The organism is Streptomyces sp. A5-4 (assembly GCF_051131715.1).
In the GTDB taxonomy this organism is placed as follows: domain Bacteria; phylum Actinomycetota; class Actinomycetes; order Streptomycetales; family Streptomycetaceae; genus Streptomyces.
Genome location: NZ_CP178591.1, coordinates 5,041,904 through 5,056,989, shown reverse-complemented (window position 1 = coordinate 5,056,989; position 15,086 = coordinate 5,041,904). Strand labels below are relative to the sequence as shown.

General features: G+C 70.3%; 16 protein-coding genes, 3 tRNA genes and 1 pseudogene. 6 read left to right on the top strand and 14 right to left on the bottom strand.

What is annotated here, in order from left to right; translation table 11 throughout:
• Positions 1–192: 192 nt before the first annotated feature.
• The 8 genes from ACLLJJ_RS23555 to ACLLJJ_RS23520 form a co-directional block, all read right to left on the bottom strand.
• Complete coding sequence (locus ACLLJJ_RS23555; protein WP_434594943.1) at positions 193–1,314, bottom strand: UDP-N-acetylmuramate dehydrogenase; 1,122 nt, start codon at positions 1,312–1,314, stop codon at positions 193–195.
• A 4-nt stretch (positions 1,315–1,318) separates the two neighbouring features.
• Complete coding sequence (locus ACLLJJ_RS23550) at positions 1,319–2,752, bottom strand: DHA2 family efflux MFS transporter permease subunit (protein WP_434594940.1); 1,434 nt, start codon at positions 2,750–2,752, stop codon at positions 1,319–1,321.
• Between the two features lie 97 nt (positions 2,753–2,849).
• A complete protein-coding gene (locus tag ACLLJJ_RS23545; RefSeq protein WP_434594938.1) occupies positions 2,850–3,407 on the bottom strand; it encodes a TetR/AcrR family transcriptional regulator in 558 nt (185 codons plus the stop codon).
• Positions 3,408–3,554: 147 nt separating this feature from the next.
• Positions 3,555–3,983, bottom strand: a complete 429-nt coding sequence (locus ACLLJJ_RS23540; RefSeq protein WP_434594935.1) for a MaoC family dehydratase — start codon at positions 3,981–3,983, stop codon at positions 3,555–3,557.
• Complete coding sequence (locus ACLLJJ_RS23535) at positions 3,983–4,438, bottom strand: FAS1-like dehydratase domain-containing protein (protein WP_434594932.1); 456 nt, start codon at positions 4,436–4,438, stop codon at positions 3,983–3,985. The genes ACLLJJ_RS23540 and ACLLJJ_RS23535 overlap by 1 nt, the downstream gene beginning before the upstream one ends.
• A gap of 114 nt (positions 4,439–4,552) precedes the next feature.
• Positions 4,553–4,717 (bottom strand): 50S ribosomal protein L33, encoded by a 165-nt coding sequence (rpmG, locus tag ACLLJJ_RS23530; protein WP_006347275.1) that lies wholly within the window; start codon positions 4,715–4,717, stop codon positions 4,553–4,555.
• 88 nt (positions 4,718–4,805) lie between these two features.
• Positions 4,806–4,878 (bottom strand) — tRNA-Met (locus tag ACLLJJ_RS23525).
• A gap of 46 nt (positions 4,879–4,924) precedes the next feature.
• Positions 4,925–4,997, bottom strand: a tRNA-Thr gene (locus ACLLJJ_RS23520).
• A gap of 218 nt (positions 4,998–5,215) precedes the next feature.
• On the opposite strand from ACLLJJ_RS23520, the gene ACLLJJ_RS23515 reads away from it, so the two are divergent.
• The 3 genes and pseudogenes from ACLLJJ_RS23515 to ACLLJJ_RS23505 form a co-directional block, all read left to right on the top strand.
• On the top strand, positions 5,216–6,517 hold the full coding sequence (locus tag ACLLJJ_RS23515) for an amidohydrolase family protein (RefSeq protein ID WP_434594929.1): 1,302 nt from the start codon (positions 5,216–5,218) through the stop codon (positions 6,515–6,517).
• 34 nt (positions 6,518–6,551) lie between these two features.
• Entirely contained in the window at positions 6,552–7,208 is a 657-nt protein-coding gene (locus ACLLJJ_RS23510; protein ID WP_434594926.1) for an SDR family oxidoreductase, read from the top strand.
• 144 nt (positions 7,209–7,352) lie between these two features.
• Positions 7,353–7,811 (top strand): annotated as a pseudogene (locus tag ACLLJJ_RS23505) (GyrI-like domain-containing protein); the annotation flags it as partial.
• A gap of 83 nt (positions 7,812–7,894) precedes the next feature.
• Here the strand turns inward: ACLLJJ_RS23505 and ACLLJJ_RS23500 are convergent.
• Positions 7,895–7,976 (bottom strand) — tRNA-Tyr (locus tag ACLLJJ_RS23500).
• A gap of 218 nt (positions 7,977–8,194) precedes the next feature.
• On the opposite strand from ACLLJJ_RS23500, the gene ACLLJJ_RS23495 reads away from it, so the two are divergent.
• From ACLLJJ_RS23495 to ACLLJJ_RS23485, 3 genes are all read left to right on the top strand, one after another.
• A complete protein-coding gene (locus ACLLJJ_RS23495) occupies positions 8,195–8,683 on the top strand; it encodes a YajQ family cyclic di-GMP-binding protein (RefSeq protein ID WP_434594923.1) in 489 nt (162 codons plus the stop codon).
• Positions 8,684–8,864: 181 nt separating this feature from the next.
• Positions 8,865–9,374 carry a methylated-DNA--[protein]-cysteine S-methyltransferase gene (locus tag ACLLJJ_RS23490; RefSeq protein WP_434594921.1) on the top strand — a complete coding sequence of 170 codons (510 nt, stop codon included), beginning with the start codon at positions 8,865–8,867 and terminating at the stop codon, positions 9,372–9,374.
• A complete protein-coding gene (locus tag ACLLJJ_RS23485; RefSeq protein WP_434594918.1) occupies positions 9,371–10,033 on the top strand; it encodes an alpha-ketoglutarate-dependent dioxygenase AlkB family protein in 663 nt (220 codons plus the stop codon). The genes ACLLJJ_RS23490 and ACLLJJ_RS23485 overlap by 4 nt, the downstream gene beginning before the upstream one ends.
• A 72-nt stretch (positions 10,034–10,105) precedes the next feature.
• On the opposite strand, the gene ACLLJJ_RS23480 is transcribed toward ACLLJJ_RS23485, so the two are convergent.
• From ACLLJJ_RS23480 to ACLLJJ_RS23460, 5 genes are all read right to left on the bottom strand, one after another.
• Positions 10,106–10,375, bottom strand: a complete 270-nt coding sequence (locus ACLLJJ_RS23480; RefSeq protein ID WP_434594915.1) for a GlsB/YeaQ/YmgE family stress response membrane protein — start codon at positions 10,373–10,375, stop codon at positions 10,106–10,108.
• Positions 10,376–10,518: 143 nt separating this feature from the next.
• Positions 10,519–10,911 carry a YccF domain-containing protein gene (locus tag ACLLJJ_RS23475; RefSeq protein WP_434594912.1) on the bottom strand — a complete coding sequence of 131 codons (393 nt, stop codon included), beginning with the start codon at positions 10,909–10,911 and terminating at the stop codon, positions 10,519–10,521.
• 2 nt (positions 10,912–10,913) lie between these two features.
• Positions 10,914–11,771 carry a zinc metalloprotease HtpX gene (htpX, locus tag ACLLJJ_RS23470; protein ID WP_434594910.1) on the bottom strand — a complete coding sequence of 286 codons (858 nt, stop codon included), beginning with the start codon at positions 11,769–11,771 and terminating at the stop codon, positions 10,914–10,916.
• Positions 11,772–11,980: 209 nt separating this feature from the next.
• Positions 11,981–13,525 (bottom strand): NADH-quinone oxidoreductase subunit N, encoded by a 1,545-nt coding sequence (locus ACLLJJ_RS23465; protein ID WP_434594907.1) that lies wholly within the window; start codon positions 13,523–13,525, stop codon positions 11,981–11,983.
• Positions 13,522–15,072 carry a complex I subunit 4 family protein gene (locus ACLLJJ_RS23460; RefSeq protein ID WP_434600500.1) on the bottom strand — a complete coding sequence of 517 codons (1,551 nt, stop codon included), beginning with the start codon at positions 15,070–15,072 and terminating at the stop codon, positions 13,522–13,524. Before ACLLJJ_RS23460 ends, ACLLJJ_RS23465 begins: the two co-directional genes overlap by 4 nt.
• Positions 15,073–15,086: the final 14 nt, after the last annotated feature.

Below are 15,086 nucleotides of genomic sequence, written 5' to 3'. Positions count from 1 at the left end.
CGCCCCCTGGGCCCGTCCGGCCCTTCCGGCCCGTCCGGCGTTCGAGGGCCGGGACCTGGCAGTGAAATCGCCCGCTCGTCCTCAGACCCCGCCCATCCGGCCCGTCCGGCGCTTAGGAACGGGGTCCGGGGCGGAGCCCCCACGCGGCAGCCGCTAAGGGGCGGGTGAGGGACAGCGCACCGTCCCGACTCCCTACAGGCTGACGCCCACCGTCACCGGCTCGTTCACCAGCGTCACCCCGAACGCGTCCCGCACCCCGGCGACGACCTCCCGCGCGAGCGCCAACAGATCCTCGGTCGTGGCCGCGCCCCGGTTGGTGAGGGCCAGCGTGTGCTTGCCGGAGATACGGGCCGGGCCCGTCCCGTATCCCTTGGTGAAGCCCGCCTTGTCGATGAGCCACGCCGCGGACGTCTTGGTGAGCCCCTCCCCCGCCGGGAACGCCGGCGGGGCGACCTCGGGACCGAGCCGGTCGTGCACCCGGGCGCGGAACGCCGCGTACTCCTCGTCCGTCAGGATCGGATTGGTGAAGAAGGAGCCCGCCGACCAGGTGTCGTGGTCCTCGGCGTCCAGCACCATGCCCTTGCCCGCCCGCAGCTTAAGCACCGTCTCGCGCGCGAGAGCCGCCGCGACCCGCTCGCCCGCCCGCACCCCGAGGACACGCGCGGTCTCCGGGTACTTGATGGGCGCCGAGAGGCCGCCCGCTTCCTCCAGCTCGAAGCGGACGCGCAGGACGACGTAGCGCGCGGGGTCCTGCTTGAAGCGGCTGTGCCGGTACGAGAACTCGCACTCGGCGTTGGAGAGCGTGACCGTCTCCGCCGTGGAGCGGTCGTACGCGCGGACCTCGGTGATGGTGCTGGAGACTTCCTGGCCGTACGCCCCGACGTTCTGGATCGGCGTCGCGCCGGCGGAGCCGGGGATCCCGGCGAGGCATTCGATGCCCGCGAGTCCTGCCTCGACAGTGCGGGCCACGGCGTCGGTCCATACTTCGCCGGCCGCCAGTTCCAGCGAGGCGCCGTCGAGGTCGAAGCCCCGGGTGGCGATGCGCAGGGCGGTGCCGTCGAAGCCCTTGTCGCCGATGACCAGGTTGCTGCCGCCGCCGATGATCAGCAGCGGGGTGCCGGCGGCGTCCGCCTCGCGTACGGCGGCGATCACCTCGGCGTCGGTGGTCGCCGTGACGAGACGGCTGGCGGGGCCGCCGAGACGGAAGGTGGTCAGGGGGGCGAGGGGGGCGTCGTGGAGTTCCTGCACGGGGACAAGAGTACGGTCCGTGGCCCCGCCGCTCGGGCGGGGCCACGGACCGTAGGCACGCACCACCGGCTCAGACGACGACCGGCACACGCTCGTCGGCCTCGGCGTCGAGCTGCGGGACCTGCGGCTTGCCGCGGCCCGGGATGAGCAGGGCGATCAGTGCGGCGACGGCCACCGCCGCCGCGCCGATCCACAGTGCCGGAACGGTGCCGTCGGCGAAGGCCTGGCCGGACTCGTAACCGCCGCGGGCCGCGAACACCGCGCCCAGGACCGCGATGCCGAGCGCCCCGCCGACCTCGCGCAGTGCGTTGTTCGCACCGGAGGCGATGCCCTGCTCGGCGGGGCGGACGCTGGACATGACCACGCTGGCGGCCGGGGCGAAGTACAGGGCCATGCCGATGCCACTGATGATCAGGCCGGGGAGCTGGGCGGTGTACGAGACACCCGGTTCCAGCACCAGGGCGAAGAGTCCGAGGCCGACGGCCTGAAGGGCGAGGCCGGCGACGATGACCGGTCGGCCGCCTATGCGGTCGGAGACGTACCCGGCGATGGGCGCCACGATCAGCGGCATGGCGGTCCACGGGAGCATCCGCAGGCCGGCCTCGGTGGGCGAGTAGCCGGCCACGCCCTGGAGGAACTGGGCGAGCAGGAAGATCGAGCCGAACATCCCGAGGAACATCAGCAGGCTCGCGATGTTGATCCCGAAGAAGGCGCGGCTGCGGAAGAGCCGCATGGGCAGCATGGGGTTCTTGTGGGTGAGGCCGTGGCGGACGAAGCCGACGAGGAGCGCGGTGCCGACGATCAGCCCGGCGAGGACCGGGGTGCTGGTCCAGCCGTCGGCCTGCCCGTTGACCAGGGCGTAGACGATCCCGAAGAGGCCGCCGCTGACAAGGAGCGTGCCGGGTATGTCGATCCGGGCGTTCGGCGCGTACGACTTGTCGAGGCGCAGCCGGGCCAGCGGGAGCAGGGCCAGGCCGATCGGCACGTTCAGCCAGAAGATCCACTGCCAGGAGATGTGCTCGGTGAGGCTGCCGCCGACGAGCGGCCCGCTGGCGACGGCCAGGCCGGTGACCGCGCTGAAGATGCCGAGCGCGGCGCCGCGCCGGGCGACGGGCACGGCCGCGGCGAGCAGGGTGAGTGTCAGGGGCATCATCACCGCGGCGCCGATTCCCTGGACCGCGCGGGCGGCGATGAGGATGTCGATGTCGGGCGCCAGGGCGGCAGCGGCGGAGGCGCCGGTGAAGATCGCCAGTCCGATCATGAAGAGCTTGCGGCGGCCGAAGCGGTCGCCGAGGGCCGCGCCGAACATCAGCAGCACGGCGAAGGTGAGGGTGTAGGCGCTGACCGTCCATTCGAGGTCTTCCAGCGCGCCGCCGAGGTCCTTGCGGATGGACGGCAGGGCGGTGGTGACGACGAGGTTGTCGAGGGCCGCCATGAAACTGGCGACGCTGGTGATGACGAGGGCCCAGACGGCGCTTCCGCGCCGGACCGCTTGCTGCTGCATCGCTCCCCCAAAGGGTGGTTAGTTATTGATTACTAACTTTCACGGGCACAGAAACCTCGCCCCCGCACCGGCGACCTTCGAGTCACGCGCACGCGGGTCACGTCTTCTCGGGCGACGCGAGGTGGAAGCCGGACCACATCCGGTGGTCGCCGGGAAAGCCCAGCGAGACCAGGACGTTGATGAGCATTCCGTAGGCCAGGAAGGTCGTGGTCTCGTTCACGTCCGCACCGAGGCCCAGATGGACGGCGTCCCAGAGCTCCAGCCAGCCGGCTCGCACCTGCTGCCCGAACTCGTGGTCGCCGGCGGACTCCGCCGCGGCCACCGCGACGTACATCTGCATCTGCATCATCAGCTTCTCCGGGTCACCGGCGATCAGCTGCTGATACGCCGCCGCCATCGCCTGCAGGGCCTCCTCGCCCTCCAGCCCCTCGGCGGCCCCCTCGAAGACGCGCCGGGTGTCGGCCAGGCAGCGGGACGAGGCGGCGAGGAAGATGGCCTGCTTGTTCGTGAACAGCCGGAAGAGGTACGGCTGCGAAACACCCACCCGGCGGGCGATCGCCTCGGTGGAGGTCCCGTTGTACCCGCTGCGGGCGAACTCGGTGATCGCCGCGCGGATGACGCTCTCGCGCCGCTCGTCTGCACTCATCCTGACCATGCGATTAAGTTAGTGGCCAATCACTAACTATGTCAAGCAACGGTAAGGGGCACCCTGCACGAGGGATGCCCCTTACTCAACAATGTCACTCTCTGTCAGGAATCTCCGGCCGGGCTCCCCGCCCGGACTCCCTGTCAGCCACCCCGGTCAGGCAAGACGGACGACGGCGCGGGACATGCCCAGCACCTTCTGTCCCGCGCTCTTCGCCGTGAGGTCTATCCGCACCTGGTTGTCGTCCAGCTTGTCGGCGACCTTCGCGGTGACCTCGATCAGCGCGCCCCGGTCGTCATTGGGTACGACGACGGGCCTGGTGAACCGCACGCCGTACTCGACGACCGCCGCCGGATCGCCCGCCCAGTCGGTGACCACCCGGATCGCCGCGGCCATGGTGAACATGCCGTGCGCGATGACGTCGGGCAGCCCGACCTCCTTGGCGAACTTCTCGTTCCAGTGGATCGGATTGAAGTCACCGGAGGCGCCCGCGTACTGCACGAGCATGGCGCGCGTCGCGGGGAAGGACCGCGCGGGCAGCTCGGTGCCGACCTCGACGTCCGTGTAGGAGATCTTCGCCGTCATCACGCCTCCTCGGCGGCGGCACGCGCCACCAGCTTGGTCCACGCCGTCACCACGTGCTCGCCGGCCTCGTCGTGGACCTCGCCGCGGACGTCGATGATGTCGTTGCCCGCCATCGACTTGATCGCCTCGATGGTCGAGGTGACCGACAGCCGGTCCCCCGCGCGCACCGGGCGCTTGTATGCGAACTTCTGGTCGCCGTGCACCACCCGGCTGTAGTCCAGACCCAGCTGGGGGTCCCGCACCACATCCCCGGCGGCCTTGAAGGTGATCATGAAGACGAAGGTCGGCGGAGCGATCACATCACTGTGACCGAGCGCCTTGGCGGCTTCCTGATCCAGGTACGCCGGATTGGTGTCGCCCACCGCCTCGGCGAACTCACGGATCTTCTCCCGGCCGACCTCGTACGGCGCGGTGGGCGGATAGGCCCGCCCCACAAAGGACTGGTCGAGCGCCATGAACTCGTACCTCCTGATGAATCGTCGGGACTAACAGTCCGGGCAAAAAACCGTCGGGACAAACGACACGAGGCCGCCCCCGAAGTGGGGACGGCCTCGTATACGAGCCTGTATTTAGCGCGTTTCGCGGTGCGCAGTGTGCGCCTTGCAGCGCGGGCAGTGCTTCTTCATCTCAAGTCGGTCCGGGTTGTTACGCCGGTTCTTCTTGGTGATGTAGTTCCGCTCCTTGCACTCCACGCAGGCCAGCGTGATCTTCGGGCGGACGTCGGTGGCAGCCACGTGAGTGCTCCTTGGACGGACGGTGGACGGATGAACGCATAAAAGAGTAGCCGATCGAAGGACCGACCCCACAATCGGCTACCGTGTGTAGCGGTGACCGGACTTGAACCGGTGACACAGCGATTATGAGCCGCTTGCTCTACCGACTGAGCTACACCGCTTTGATGGGCGGATCACCCGCCCGAAGACGGGATCACCGATCACCAGAGCCCCAATACGGAATCGAACCGTAGACCTTCTCCTTACCATGGAGACGCTCTACCGACTGAGCTATTGGGGCGAGCGATGAAGACATTACACGGTCGCCCACCGATCGCCCAAATCCGTTTCGCGGCCCGCATCACAAGGGTCTCGTACGCCACTCGCGCCCCCTCCGGTACGACTTTTCGGCGCCTCCCAGAAGGCAGGTTGACGGCCCCCTAGGCTCGACTCACGCTGCGTGATCTTGATCTTGCCCGCCCTCTTGATCTTGCACGCCCGAGCCCCACCAGGAGCCCGATGTCGGACAGCCAGCAACAGCCTCCCCGCCCCTCGGGCAACTCGGGAAACTCGGAGAACTCAGGCACCTCGGGGGCCCCGGGAAGCGGCGGCGGAAGCGGCACCGACACCACCTCGCTCCTGCTGTGCGGCGCCCGTCTCACCGACGGCCGCACAGTGGACGTCAGGCTCGGCGCCGGGCGCATCGAGGCGGTCGGCACCGTGGGCAGCCTGCCCACGTCGGGCGCCCGCGTCGACCTCACGGGCTACCTGCTGCTGCCCGCCCCCGCCGAGCCGCACGCCCACAGCGACACCGCCCTGTCCGCCGACGACGGCGGACCGGTGTCGTACGCGGCCGAGGACGTCCAGCGCCGCACCACCGAGGCCGCGCTGCTGCAGCTCGGCCACGGCGCGACCGCGCTGCGCTCGCACGTGCGGATCGGCGATGTGCAGGGGCTCGGGCCGATGGAGGCGGTGCTCCAGTCCCGGCGCTCGCTGCGCGGCCTGGCCGACCTGACGGCGGTCGCCGTGCCCCGGCTGCTCACCGGGATCGCCGGGGCCGACGGGCTCGCGATGCTGCGGGACGCCGTGAAGATGGGCGCCGGCGTGGTCGGCGGCTGCCCGGACCTCGACCCCGACCCGGCGGGCTACGCGGAGGCCGTCCTGGAGATCGCCGCCGAGCACGGCCGCCCGGTGGATCTGCACACGGAGGGTGACGATCCGGCCCGGCTGGCCCGGCTCGCCGCGATGGCCGGCGGACTGCGGCCCGGCGTCGTGATCGGCCCCTGCGCCGGCCTGTCCCGCCTCCCCTCGGCTTCCGCCGCCCGCGCCGCGGACCAGCTGGCGGCCGCCGGGGTGACCGTGGTCTGCCTGCCACAGGGCGACTGCGCGGGCCTGGAGCGGCGGGGCGCCGGATCGGCCCCGGTGCGGCTGCTGCGCGCGGCCGGGGTTCGGGTCGCGGCGGGCAGCGGGGCGCTGCGGGACGTCGCCAACCCGGTGGGGCGCGGCGACCCCCTGGAGGCCGCCTACCTGCTGGTCTCGCAGGGCGGGATGCGGGCGCCGGACGCGTACGGGGCGGTGAGCTCGGCCGCGCGTGAGGCGATGGGGCTGCCCGACGTACGGGTGGAGGCGGGCTTCCCCGCCGAGCTGGTCGCGGTGCGCGGAGAGCGGCTCACGGGGGTGCTGTCCCTGGCGTACAGCCGCATCGTCATCCACCGCGGGCGAGTGGTGGCCCGTACCAGCGCGATGCGCGAATACTGCGACTCGGCGGTCGCCGTCGCGCTCGATCTGCCCCGTCAGGGGCGAATCGAGCCGGGACCCTGAGCACGGCCGGGCCCGTACGCGTACCGTCTGAATCATGCGCATTGTCATCGCAGGTGGACACGGTCAGATCGCGCTGCGGCTGGAGCGTTTGCTCGCCGCACGCGGACATGGGGTCGCGGGCATCGTCCGCGACGCCGGGCAGAGCGACGATCTGCGGGAGGTGGGCGCGGAGCCGGTCGTACTCGACCTGGAATCGGCCTCCGTCGAGCAGGTCGCGGAGGCGCTGAGCGGCGCCGACGCCGTCGTCTTCGCGGCGGGCGCCGGACCCGGCAGCAGCACCGAGCGCAAGGAGACGGTGGACCGCGACGCGGCCGTGCTCCTCGCGGACGCGGCGGAGCGGGCGGGCGTGCGCCGGTACGTCATCGTGTCGTCGATGGGCGCGGACGCGGAGCACCAGGGCGACGAGATCTTCGACGCGTATCTGCGGGCCAAGGGCGCTGCCGACGACGCCGTGCGCTCCCGGGCCGGCCTGGACTGGACGGTCCTGCGGCCGGGCGCGCTGACCAACGACGCGGGCACCGGGCTGGTGACGCTCGAGGCCTCGACGGGGCGTGGGCCCGTACCGCGCGACGATGTGGCGGCGGCCCTCGCGGAGCTCCTGGAAACGCCGTCGACGGCGGGCCTGACGCTGGAACTCATCAGCGGCGCGGTGCCTGTCACGGTCGCGGTGAAGGACGTCGCCGGTAACTGACCAGGGGGCGTGGACGAGCGTGCCGGGTGGGTGAACGGCCCTGGTGGATGAACGGTCCCGGTGGATGAACGTCCCCGATCGGCCGATGAGTTCCGGACCGTTTCGATGTCCTACGTGGACAACTAGTGGGGCGAGCAGCCCTATGCGGCGATCAGGGGGCAGCTCACCATGGAGACCGTCGGCCTGATCGCCGACCGGATGCCGGAGCTCTTCGCCTGGGTGGCCACGCATGGAACCGAACCGGTCGGCGGGCCGTTCTTCCGGTACAACGTCATCGGCGCGGACGGCCAGTTGGAGGTCGAGGCCGGTGTGCCCGTCTCGACCGCCCCGGAGCCGGAGGGTGACGTCCTGGTCCGCCTGCTGCCGGCCGGGCGGTATGTGACGATCACTCACGTCGGACATCCGGACCGGCCGATCGAGGTCACCGAGCGGCTGCTGGCCTGGGCGACGGAGCGCGGCCTGGAGTGGGACCTGGTCCGGACAGACGACGGGGGCGCGCGGTGGGCCTGCCGTCTGGAGATCTTCAAGACGGACCCGCGCGTGGAGATCGATCCCGCGAAGTGGGAGGCGGAGGTCGCCCTCCGGCTCGCGGACAGCTCCTGACTCACGGCACCGCTCCTGGGCCGCACGCACGAAAAACCCCTTCGGGACTGCATTTCTGCAGTCCCGAAGGGGTTCTCGACCTGTGGCGGCGCCAGGATTCGAACCTGGGAAGGCTAAGCCGGCGGATTTACAGTCCGCTCCCATTGGCCACTCGGGCACACCGCCATGGGATGTCGCCGGTGGAGTGGACCGCCTGGGCGGTGCTCCGTGGCAACGACGTAAACGATACCTGATTCCCGGGGGTGCTACGCCACTGGATTGATCAGCCCGCCGGGCGGGTGGGGGTGGCTAGGCTTGCGGCAGCGGTTGGGGGCGGCCCGGCCGCGTACGGCGCCCAGCAGAGGCATCGATACCAAGCACCCCGATACAAGGAGCCACAGGACATGGCCGACTCCAGTTTCGACATCGTCTCGAAGGTCGAGCGGCAAGAGGTCGACAACGCCCTCAACCAGACCGTGAAGGAGATCGCTCAGCGCTACGACTTCAAGAACGTCGGAGCTTCGATCGATTGGTCCGGCGAGAAGATCCTGATGCAGGCGAACTCCGAGGACCGCGTCAACGCGATCCTCGACGTCTTCCAGAGCAAGCTGATCAAGCGCGGGATCTCGCTGAAGGCGCTGGACGCCGGTGAGCCGCAGCTGTCCGGCAAGGAGTACAAGATCTTCGCGTCCATCGAGGAGGGCATCTCCCAGGACAACGCCAAGAAGGTGGCGAAGATCATCCGCGATGAGGGCCCCAAGGGCGTCAAGGCACTGGTGCAGGGCGACGAGCTGCGGGTCAGCTCGAAGAGCAGGGACGACCTGCAGACGGTGCAGTCGCTGCTCAAGGGCAAGGACTTCGACTTCGCGCTGCAGTACGTGAACTACCGCTGACCTGGCGGTTCGCAGTATGGCGGGGGTGGGGGCGGCGCGGCCGGCACCACCCCCGCCGCGATGTCCGAATCCCGCCGGACTCGGCGGGACGGGCGTCGCACACTCGTCACATACGGATGCGGATACGGATGCGGACGCACTGGAGTGTCCGGGTGACGTGTGGTGAGGGAAGGAACTGACGATGACGGTCTACGCGACCATGGACAGCCCCCTGGGCGAACTGCTGCTGGTCGGCGAGGAGTCCGCGACCGCCGCCGGTGGTACCGCACTGGCCTCGCTGTCCGTACCGGGACAGAAGGGCGGGGCCGTCGTCCAGGAAGGCCTGCGTCACGCCCCTGGCGCCTTCGACGAGATCGTGCGGCAGGTCCGGGCGTACTTCGGCGGGGAGCTGACGCACTTCGACGTGGAGTACGCGGCAGGCGGCGGCACGGAGTTCCAGCGGCGGGTGTGGGACGCGCTGGACAGCGTTCCGTACGGGACGACCACTTCGTACGGCAAGCTCGCCGAGCGGATCGGGGTCTCGCGGGCCGGGGTGCGGGCGCTGGGCACTGCGATCGGGCGCAATCCGCTGCTCGTCGTGCGGCCGTGCCACCGGGTGATCGGCGCGGACGGCTCGCTGACCGGTTACGCGGGCGGCCTCGACCGCAAGAAGCGGCTGCTGGATCTCGAAGGCGGCGGGACGAGGGCGTGACAGGGCTGTTCCCGCGTCCCCGGGCGCTGGTGGCACCGGGGGCGGTGCACGTGCCCGATTGGCTGTCTGTGGAGGAGCAGCGGGCGCTGGTGGGGGCGTGCCGCGCGTGGGCGCGGGGGCCCGTACCGATTCGGCACACCCAACTGCCGAACGGCGGGGTCATGTCGGTGCGCACCATGTGCGTCGGGTGGCACTGGCAGCCGTACCGGTACACGCGCACGGCGGGCGATGTGAACGGCGCGCCGGTCGCGCCGTTCCCGGACTGGTTGGCGGAGCTGGGGCGCCGGGCGCTGGCTGAGGCGTACGGCGAGGGGGCCAACCCCGGTGGGCCGGAGTACGCGCCGGACACCGCGCTGGTGAACTTCTACGACGGCGACGCGCGGATGGGCATGCACCAGGACAAGGACGAGAAGTCCGGGGCCCCGGTGGTGTCGTTGAGCATCGGCGACACCTGTGTCTTCCGGTTCGGGAACGCCGAGGGACGCGGGCGGCCCTACACCGACGTGGAGTTGGCCTCGGGCGACCTCTTCGTGTTCGGCGGGCCCTCGCGCTTCGCGTACCACGGCGTGCCCAAAGTGCTGCCGGGAAGCGGGGATCCGGCGACAGGGATGGCCGGTGGGCGGCTCAACATCACCATGCGCGAGACCGGGCTCGGGTAGGTGACGGGCCTCGGCCGTCGAGCGGACCGACTGCCCTCGCCCCCCCAGCCCGCAGCCGGTGGCCCTCAGCCCTCAGCGGGAGCGTGAGTTGCCGAAGAGGAGCCGGTAGACGATCAGGAGGGCGAGCGCGCCACCGATGGCGGCGGCCCAGGTGGCGCCGTCGTAGAACTCGTTGGAGATGGGGCGGTCGAGCCAGCGGGCCGAGGCCCAGCCGCCGATGAACGCGCCCGCTATGCCAATGAGGGTGGTGCCGATCAGGCCGCCCGGGTCGCGGCCCGGGAGCAGGATCTTGGCGGCGGCTCCGGCCAGCAGTCCGAGGATGATCCAGCTGATGATGCCCATGCCATGAGCCCCTTTCGTCGTAGTGCGTCTCTCGTGGCTCGTAGGTGGAGACGCCAGGGGGCACGGAGGCGGTTGCGCAGCTCAGCGAGGTGCGGCGCAGGACACAGGGGCGCGGTCGGTACCCGCGGACCCCGTGTGCCCGGCTAGCGGGTAGCGAACGGCTGGTCCGTCGGGACGATTTCGCGGCCCATCGGCAGCAGCGAGAGCGGGATCATCTTGAAGTTGGCGATGCCGAACGGGATGCCGATGATCGTGACGCAGAGCGCGATGCCCGTCACGATGTGGCCGATCGCCAGCCACCAGCCCGCGAGGACCAGCCACAGGACGTTGCCGACGAAGGAGGGCGCTCCGGCGTCGCGGCGCTCAACTGCCGTGTAGCCGAAGGGCCACAGGGCGTACCTGCCGATGCGGAAGGACGCCAGCCCGAAGGGGATCCCGATGATCGTGATGCATAGCAGGAGACCTGCCAGCAGGTAGCCCAGGAACAGCCAGAAGCCGCTGAGGACCAGCCAGATGACGTTGAGGATTGTCTTCACGGTCAGTGACCTGCCATTTTTTCGAGCCGGGCGATGCGCTCCGCCATCGGCGGGTGGGTGGAAAACATCTTGGCCATGCCCTGGCCGGGGCGGAAGGGGTTCACGATCATCATGTGGCTCGCGGCCTCGATCCGGGGCTCGGGCGGCAGCGGCAGCTGCTTCGTACCGGCGTCGAGCTTGCGCAGCGCGCTCGCGAGCGCGAGTGGGTCCCCGGTGAGCTGGGCGCCCGCGGCGTCCGCCTGGTACTCGCGGGAGCGGCTGACGGCGAGCTGGATGACGGAGGCGGCCAGCGGGCCCAGGATCATGATCAGCAGCATGCCGACGATGCCGGGGCCCTCGTCGTCGTTCGACCGGCCGATGGGGATCAGCCAGGCGAAGTTCACCAGGAACATCACCACGGAGGCCAGGGCGCCCGCCACGGACGAGATCAGGATGTCCCGGTTGTAGACATGGCTGAGCTCGTGCCCGAGGACGCCGCGCAGCTCGCGCTCGTCGAGGATCCGCAGGATCCCGTCCGTGCAGCAGACGGCGGCATTGCGGGGGTTGCGCCCGGTCGCGAAGGCGTTGGGGGCCTGGGTCGGGGAGATGTACAGGCGGGGCATGGGCTGGCGGGCGGCCGTCGACAGCTCACGGACCATGCGGTACAGCTGCGGCGCCTCGAATTCGCTCACAGGGCGGGCCCGCATGGCACGCAGGGCCAGCTTGTCGCTGTTCCAGTACGCGTACCCGTTGGTACCGACTGCGACGACAAGCGCGACAATCAGGCCCGTACGGCCGAAGAAACTGCCGATGAGGATGATGAGCGCGGACAGTCCCCCGAGGAGTACGGCCGTCCTCAACCCGTTGTGCCGGCGGTGCACGGTACGCCCTCCAAATGGTGCGGCGGGGAACCCCTTGCTGGGTGGGTTTGCTGGATGGGTGCTTCCACATCCAGTGGACCCTTCCTCACCGGTCAACGCGAGGCGAGGGGGGCTAGTTCCCTTGTGCACGCGCGCGCGGACCCGACCGTCGGTGGGCCGTACGGGAGAAGGGCCCGGGGCGTGCGGCCCACTGCCCCCGGGCGTACGGCCTACTGGAAGAGGTCGCCTGTGGCGAAGCGCAGCACCAGCTGGGGGGCGCCGGACAGGGCGATGCCCGCGACGGCCGTGAGAGTGATGGCGACGGCGACCGGCATGGGCACCGCGTGCTCGACCCGCTCGCCCGGGGCGTCCGCCCCACCCTCGGCCCCCGCCTCGTCCTCGGCGGGTGCGCGGAAGAGGGCGGTGGTCCACTGGAGGTAGTAGTAGAGCGCGATCACGACGTTCACTGCCATGACGACGGCGAGCCAGCCGAGGCCCGCGTCGACGGCCGCGGAGAAGACCGTGACCTTGGCGAACAGGCCGATGATGCCGGGCGGCAGGCCGGCCAGGCAGAGCAGGAAGAAACCGAGGGCCAGGGCCGCGAGGGGGCGGGTCGCGTAGAGGCCGCGGTAGTCGGCGATGCGGTTCAGCGGGTTCGTACGGGCGACGAGGGCGGCGACCGCGAAGGCGCCCAGATTCACCACGGCGTACATCAGGGCGTACGCGACGGTGGCGCCGATCTGGTCGTCGCTGGAGTAGGCGGCGGCAGCGATCGGGACCAGGAGGTAGCCGGCCTGCGCGACGGAGGACCAGGCCAGCAGGCGAACCGCGCTGTACGCGCGCGTGGCGGACTGGCGCAGGGCCGCCACATTGCCGACGGTCATGGTGAGCGCGGCCAGCCCCGCGATCGCGGGGCCCCACACGTCCGCGTACGACGGGAAGGCGACGACGGTGACGAGGATGAGCCCCGTGAAGCCGACCGCCTTGCCGACGACCGACAGGTAGGCCGCGACGGGAAGGGGCGCCCCCACGTAGGTGTCGGGGACCCAGAAGTGGAACGGAACGGCGGCCGTTTTGAAGGCGAAGCCGACGAGCGTCAGGGCGACCCCCGCCTTGGCCAGCGTGTCCAGCTGCGCCGGCACGTCGTCCAGGTGGCTGGCGATCTCCGTGAGGTGCAGGGTGCCGGTCGTCGCGTACACGAAGCTGACGCCGAGGAGCATCACGGCGGTCGCGGTGACGGATGACAGGAAGAACTTCAACGCCGCTTCCGAGGAGAGGCGGTCACCGCGCTTGAGCCCCACGAGGGCGAAGGCCGGCAGCGAGGCCACTTCGAGGGCCACTACGAGCGTGGCGAGGTCCCGCGAGGCGGGCAGCAGGGCGGCGCCCGCCGCCGACGACAGCAGCAGGAACCAGAATTCGCCGGCCGGGAGCTTCTTCGTCCCGGTCAGCGAGAGCAGCGCCGTGAGCAGCGCGCCGCCGAGCACCAGCAGCTGGACGACCAGTGTGAAGTGGTCCGCGGTGTAGCTGCAGACAGCGGCGTCGGAGGTGAGGCAGAACGTCGAACGGTCCCCCTCGCGCAGCGGCAGCAGGGCGAGCAGGGCCACGACGAGACCGGCGATCGAGATCCACCCGAGGAGCTGTTTCCTGCTCTCGCGTACGAAGAGATCGGCGACCAGGACGAGCAGGCCGACCGCCGCCGTGATCGTCGGCGGTGCGATCGCCGCCCAGTCGACGGACTGGACGAGGCTGGCTGCGCTTTCGGCGGCCACGGTCACGACTTGCCTCCTGCGAGGAGCTTCTGCACGGCCGGGTCGGTGAGGCCGAGGAGGACCGCGGGCCAGAGTCCGGCGAGGACGGTGAGGGCGACGAGCGGGGTCCAGGCGGCGAACTCGTAGCCCTGGATGTCGGCGATGGGCTCGGGGGTTTCGCGCTGCTCCCCCATGCAGACACGGCGTACGACGAGGAGCAGGTACGCGGCGGTGAGCAGGGTGCCGATGCCGGCGATCACCATGAAGGTCAGGAACGCGGGGCGGCTGAGCCCTTCGGCGGGCTGGAAGGCGCCGAACATCGTGAGCATCTCGCCCCAGAACCCGGCGAGGCCCGGCAGGCCGAGCGAGGCGACGGCGCCGAAGGCGAGCAGGCCGCCGAGGCGGGGGGCCCGGCCGTAGAGGGCGGCGCCGGTGGCTCCGGCCAGGGTGTCGAGGTCCGCGGTGCCGTAACGGTCCTTGAGGGCGCCGACCAGGAAGAACAGCAGGCCGGTGATCAGTCCGTGGGCGATGTTGGCGAAGAGCGCGCCGTTGACGCCGGTGGGGGTCATGGACGCGATGCCGAGGAGCACGAAGCCCATGTGGCCGACGGAGGAGTACGCGATGAGGCGCTTGAGGTCGCCCTTGGCGCCCTTGCGGGCGAGGGCGAGGCAGGCCAGGGATCCGTAGATGATGCCGACGACCGCGAAGGCGGCGAGGTACGGCGCGAAGGTGTGCATGCCGTCGGGGGTGATGGGCAGCGCGATCCGGACGAAGCCGTACGTGCCCATCTTGAGCAGGACGCCCGCGAGAAGGACCGAGCCGATGGTCGGGGCGGCGGTGTGGGCATCCGGGAGCCAGCTGTGCAGTGGCCACATCGGGGTCTTCACGGCGAGCCCGATGCCGATCGCGAGAACGGCTACGACCTGCACCGATGTGGTCAGGCCACCGCCGTTGTCAGTGGCGAGTGCCACCATGTCGAATGTGCCCGATTTCAGTCCGATGAGGAGGATGCCGAGCAGCATGACGACGGAGCCGAGCAGCGTGTAGAGGATGAACTTCCAGGCGGCGGCCTGCTTCTGGGCGCCGCCCCAGCGGGCGATCAGGAAGTACATCGGGATGAGGACCATCTCGAACGCCAGGAAGAACAGCAGCAGATCGAGGACGGCGAAGGTCGCCAGGGTGCCGGACTCCAGGACGAGCACCAGGGCGACGAATGCCTTCGGGGACGGGCCCGTTGGCATCTTGAAGTAGCTGTAGAGCGCGCAGAGGAAGGTCAGCAGCGCGGTCAGTACGAGAAGGGGGAGCGAGATGCCGTCGATGCCGAGGTGGATCCTGACGTCGAGCGCCGGGATCCAGCTGATGTCGGTCGTGGCCTGCATCTTCGACGGGTGGTCGTGGTCGAAGCCGAGCGCCAGGACCACGGCGGCGATGAGAATCGCGCCGGTGACGACCATGCCGTGGCGGAGCACGGCCTGGTCGGGGTTGTTGCCCTTGAGCCCGGGAGGGGCCGGCAGGAGCGCGGCGGCGGCGCCGACGAGCGGGGCGACGACGATGAACGCCAGGAGGAACTGCATCACGGACGGGCTGA

Bases quoted from the DNA above. Each gene is read 5' to 3' on its own strand.
- ACLLJJ_RS23550 (WP_434594940.1), bottom strand. From the start codon at position 2,752: ATGCAGCAGCAAGCGGTCCGGCGCGGAAGCGCCGTCTGGGCCCTCGTC.
- ACLLJJ_RS23545 (WP_434594938.1), bottom strand. From the start codon at position 3,407: ATGGTCAGGATGAGTGCAGACGAGCGGCGCGAGAGCGTCATCCGCGCG.
- ACLLJJ_RS23540 (WP_434594935.1), bottom strand. From the start codon at position 3,983: ATGACGGCGAAGATCTCCTACACGGACGTCGAGGTCGGCACCGAGCTG.
- ACLLJJ_RS23535 (WP_434594932.1), bottom strand. From the start codon at position 4,438: ATGGCGCTCGACCAGTCCTTTGTGGGGCGGGCCTATCCGCCCACCGCG.
- ACLLJJ_RS23515 (WP_434594929.1), top strand. From the start codon at position 5,216: ATGTCGGACAGCCAGCAACAGCCTCCCCGCCCCTCGGGCAACTCGGGA.
- ACLLJJ_RS23510 (WP_434594926.1), top strand. From the start codon at position 6,552: ATGCGCATTGTCATCGCAGGTGGACACGGTCAGATCGCGCTGCGGCTG.
- ACLLJJ_RS23495 (WP_434594923.1), top strand. From the start codon at position 8,195: ATGGCCGACTCCAGTTTCGACATCGTCTCGAAGGTCGAGCGGCAAGAG.
- ACLLJJ_RS23490 (WP_434594921.1), top strand. From the start codon at position 8,865: ATGACGGTCTACGCGACCATGGACAGCCCCCTGGGCGAACTGCTGCTG.
- ACLLJJ_RS23480 (WP_434594915.1), bottom strand. From the start codon at position 10,375: ATGGGCATCATCAGCTGGATCATCCTCGGACTGCTGGCCGGAGCCGCC.
- ACLLJJ_RS23460 (WP_434600500.1), bottom strand. From the start codon at position 15,072: ATGCAGTTCCTCCTGGCGTTCATCGTCGTCGCCCCGCTCGTCGGCGCC.